General features: G+C 63.7%; 2 protein-coding genes and 1 pseudogene. All 3 read left to right on the top strand.

Annotated features, from left to right (window positions below; translation table 11 throughout):
- Positions 1–418 (top strand): annotated as a pseudogene (locus WCA53_RS02435) (ImcF-related family protein); the annotation flags it as partial.
- A 146-nt stretch (positions 419–564) separates the two neighbouring features.
- Positions 565–2,379, top strand: a complete 1,815-nt coding sequence (tssF, locus tag WCA53_RS02430) for a type VI secretion system baseplate subunit TssF (protein WP_423905096.1) — start codon at positions 565–567, stop codon at positions 2,377–2,379.
- Between the two features lie 14 nt (positions 2,380–2,393).
- Positions 2,394–3,042, top strand: a 649-nt coding sequence (gene tssG / locus WCA53_RS02425; RefSeq protein ID WP_423905095.1) for a type VI secretion system baseplate subunit TssG, incomplete at its 3' end; no start/stop codon positions are given.

The raw sequence follows: 3,042 nt of genomic DNA, 5'->3' as shown, positions 1-3,042 counted from the left end.
CTCCTGGACCCCGGACCAGAGCCTGGGCGTACCACTGCGGGTAGTACTGCGCAGCGACGCCGGTGCTGGGCCGCTTGAGGTGCTCGCACTGCGTCGTTTTTCGCTGCCATCGCGGATTTTTTTGACGGGATCGGCGAAGGACAAACCAATGGGTACATCCATGCGGGCCTCGGCTGGTCCGCCGCCGTTGCCGCCTGAAGCGCTCGAAGCAGCAGCGCATGCTGCGATGCCGCTGCCGGGAGACCAACCCTCGCTGTTGCCACCCGGGCCGCCACAGTCTGCCTCGGGCGCTCCGGCGAAGCCTGTCGGAACGGCACGGCCTCAGGCCGCGAAGGCCGTTGCCGTGAAGAACGATCCCTGGTCAAAGTCCGCAAAGACGGTGCCGTTGGCTGGCGACGCCTGGTCCAAAGAGCCTTGAACATGCTCTCAGGTCTCCTGAAGATATTGCTTGCCTCACGCGCCCCTGGCAACGGGGACGCTTTTTTTGCGCGCAAAGGACGAACGGGCGAGCTGACTGTGCTTGACCCGTCCCGCACGCTGACCCTGTCATAAGAAAGAATATCCATGGACCACGACGATCCCATCCTGCGCTACTACGAAGCCGAGATGCGCTACCTGCGCGAAGCCGGCCGCGAATTCGCGAAGGCGCATCCCGACCGGGCACGCATGCTCAACCTGGATCGCGTAGGCGATCGCGATCCCTATGTCGAACGCCTCTATGAAGGCTTTGCGTTCCTGACCGGGCGCCTGCAGAAAAAGCTCGACGATGAACTGCCGGAACTGACCGAGGGACTCGTCAGCCTTTTGTGGCCGCACTACCTGCGCATGATCCCGTCGCTATCGGTGGTGGAACTCATTCCTCTCGCCGAGAAGCTCCAGAAGACGGAAACGGTGCCCGCCGGGGTGCCGGTCCGCTCGGCGCCCATCACCATGCCTGCGACGGCAGGCACAGAAGGCGCCGCGCCCAAGACCGTCCAGTGCGTCTATCGCACCACTCCACCGGTGACGCTGCAGCCGGTGCGGCTCACCCATGCGGGGCCCGTCGTGCGCCATGACGCCCGCTCCGTGATCCGTCTGCGTTTTGAAATCGACCGCTCGGCACGCCGTGAAGCGACGGATCTTTCATGCCTGCGCCTGTACCTGAACGCGGATTTGCCAACGGCGTTCGCGATCCACCTCGCGCTCACGCGTCAGGTCGACTCGATCGCATGGCGCATTCCCGAACTGCGCGACGGTGAAGCGTTGCCGCTCACGGGGGTAACGCTCGAACCCGCGGGCTTCTCGATCGAAGAACGCTTGTGGCCGAAGGCCGAAGCCGCATTCGCCGGCTATCAGCTGCTGCTCGAGTACTTCACGTTTCGCGAGAAGTTCCTGTTCGTCGACCTATGCGGTCTGGAGGTGGCGAAGTTACCCGTCAGCGCGACGAGCTTCGAGATGGAAATCCTTCTTCAGCACAGCTACCCGTCCGATCAACGCTTTAGCGCGGAGAATGTGCGCCTCTTCTGCACGCCGGTCATCAACCTGTTCACGCTCGACGCCGAGCCGATCCGGGTCGATCACCACGAGACCGAATATCGCGTCGTGCCGGCCGGACATCAGGGTGAACACGTCGAAACCTACTCGGTCGATGCGATTGAATCATTCGACCACGACACCGCTGAGCGCTACGAGTACGTGCCGTTCGCCACGTTTCGCCACCGCGGCGGCATGCTGCGCCACGAAGCTCCCGAACGCTACTTCCATAGCCGCGTGCAACACGGCGTCACGGGCCTGCACGACACCTGGGTCATTCTCGGCGGTCACGCCTGGGAGACGATGGAAGATCTTCCCGAAGAAAGCCTCTCGCTACGCGTAACGGGCACCAACGGCCTGTTGCCGCGAAAGGGGCTGCGTGAGGCGAGCATCAATGAACTGGGCGCAAGCACGCCGAACGTGGCGGGCGTGCGCAATCTCGCGGCGCCGACGCTGCCGCTCTATCCGCCCACCGGGGACCGCTTCCAGTGGCGGGTGCTCTCGCATCTCGCCCCCAACTTTCTGTCGATGATGAACGCCGAAGTATTGCGCGGCGCGCTGGCGCTTTACGACTGGACCGAAGACGAATTGAATCGCCGGCGCCTGGCGGGGATTCTGCATGTGTCGGAAGAACTGCTCGAAGAAGTGTCGGGCGGCTCGGTCGAGCGCGGCGTGCTGATCGAGGTAACACTCGACAGTCACGCGTTCGCGGGTCTTGGTGACGTGATGCTCTTTGGAGAGTTGCTGCACCGGTTCTTCGGCCTCTATGCCGAGATCAACCTGTTCACCCGGCTCGCGATCGTCAGCTTGCCGTCGCAAGCCCGCACCGAATGGCCGCGCAGCAAGGCGGAGCGCTCCCCGTTATGAAGCCACGCGCCCCGATGACTGAAGGAGGCCTCCGTGGGGAGGAAGTCCGTCTGCGGGACGATCTGCCCGATCTTAAGCCGCTCGTTGAGCCCATCGTCGTGTCGCTGCTGGCGCGGGCGCCGACGATGAACTTCATGCAGCTGTGCCGGTTGCTCGAAGTGCGCGTGCCCGCCCATCCCGGCCTGGGTTCGCGTGACACGCTGGACCACGAGCCCGTGCGTTTCAGGCCGAGTACACGCATGGGTTTTCCGGCAGGAGAAATGGCATCGGTCGAATTTGATGACGAGTCGGGCAGGACCGGGTCCGGCGTGGCGCCGACAGTGCGCACCACGTTCATGGGGCTGTACGGCGTGGATGCGGCAATGCCCTCGCACATGATCGATGACATCGTGTTGCGAAAGGATGGGCATGAAGCCGTCGAGGCCTTTCTCGATCAGTTCAATCATCGCTTCGTCACGTTGCTGTATCGCGCATGGAAGAAGTATCGCTACCCGTTCGCCTTTCGCCCCGGCGGCACGGACGCGCATTCGCGCAATCTGTTGTGCCTTGCAGGCTTTGGCTGGGGCGAGAAACCCGCGCGTGCCGGACTGCCCGACTCGCGTGTGCTTGCGCTGCTGGGGCTTCTGATCCAGCGCACGCGCACGCCCGAAGGGCTGGCTGGTG

This window comes from Caballeronia sp. (assembly GCF_049581465.1).
In the GTDB taxonomy this organism is placed as follows: domain Bacteria; phylum Pseudomonadota; class Gammaproteobacteria; order Burkholderiales; family Burkholderiaceae; genus Caballeronia.
This window is presented reverse-complemented; position numbering and strand designations above follow the sequence as displayed.

Excerpts from the sequence above, each read along its gene's own strand:
- tssF (WP_423905096.1), top strand. The coding sequence starts at position 565 with ATGGACCACGACGATCCCATCCTGCGCTACTACGAAGCCGAGATGCGC.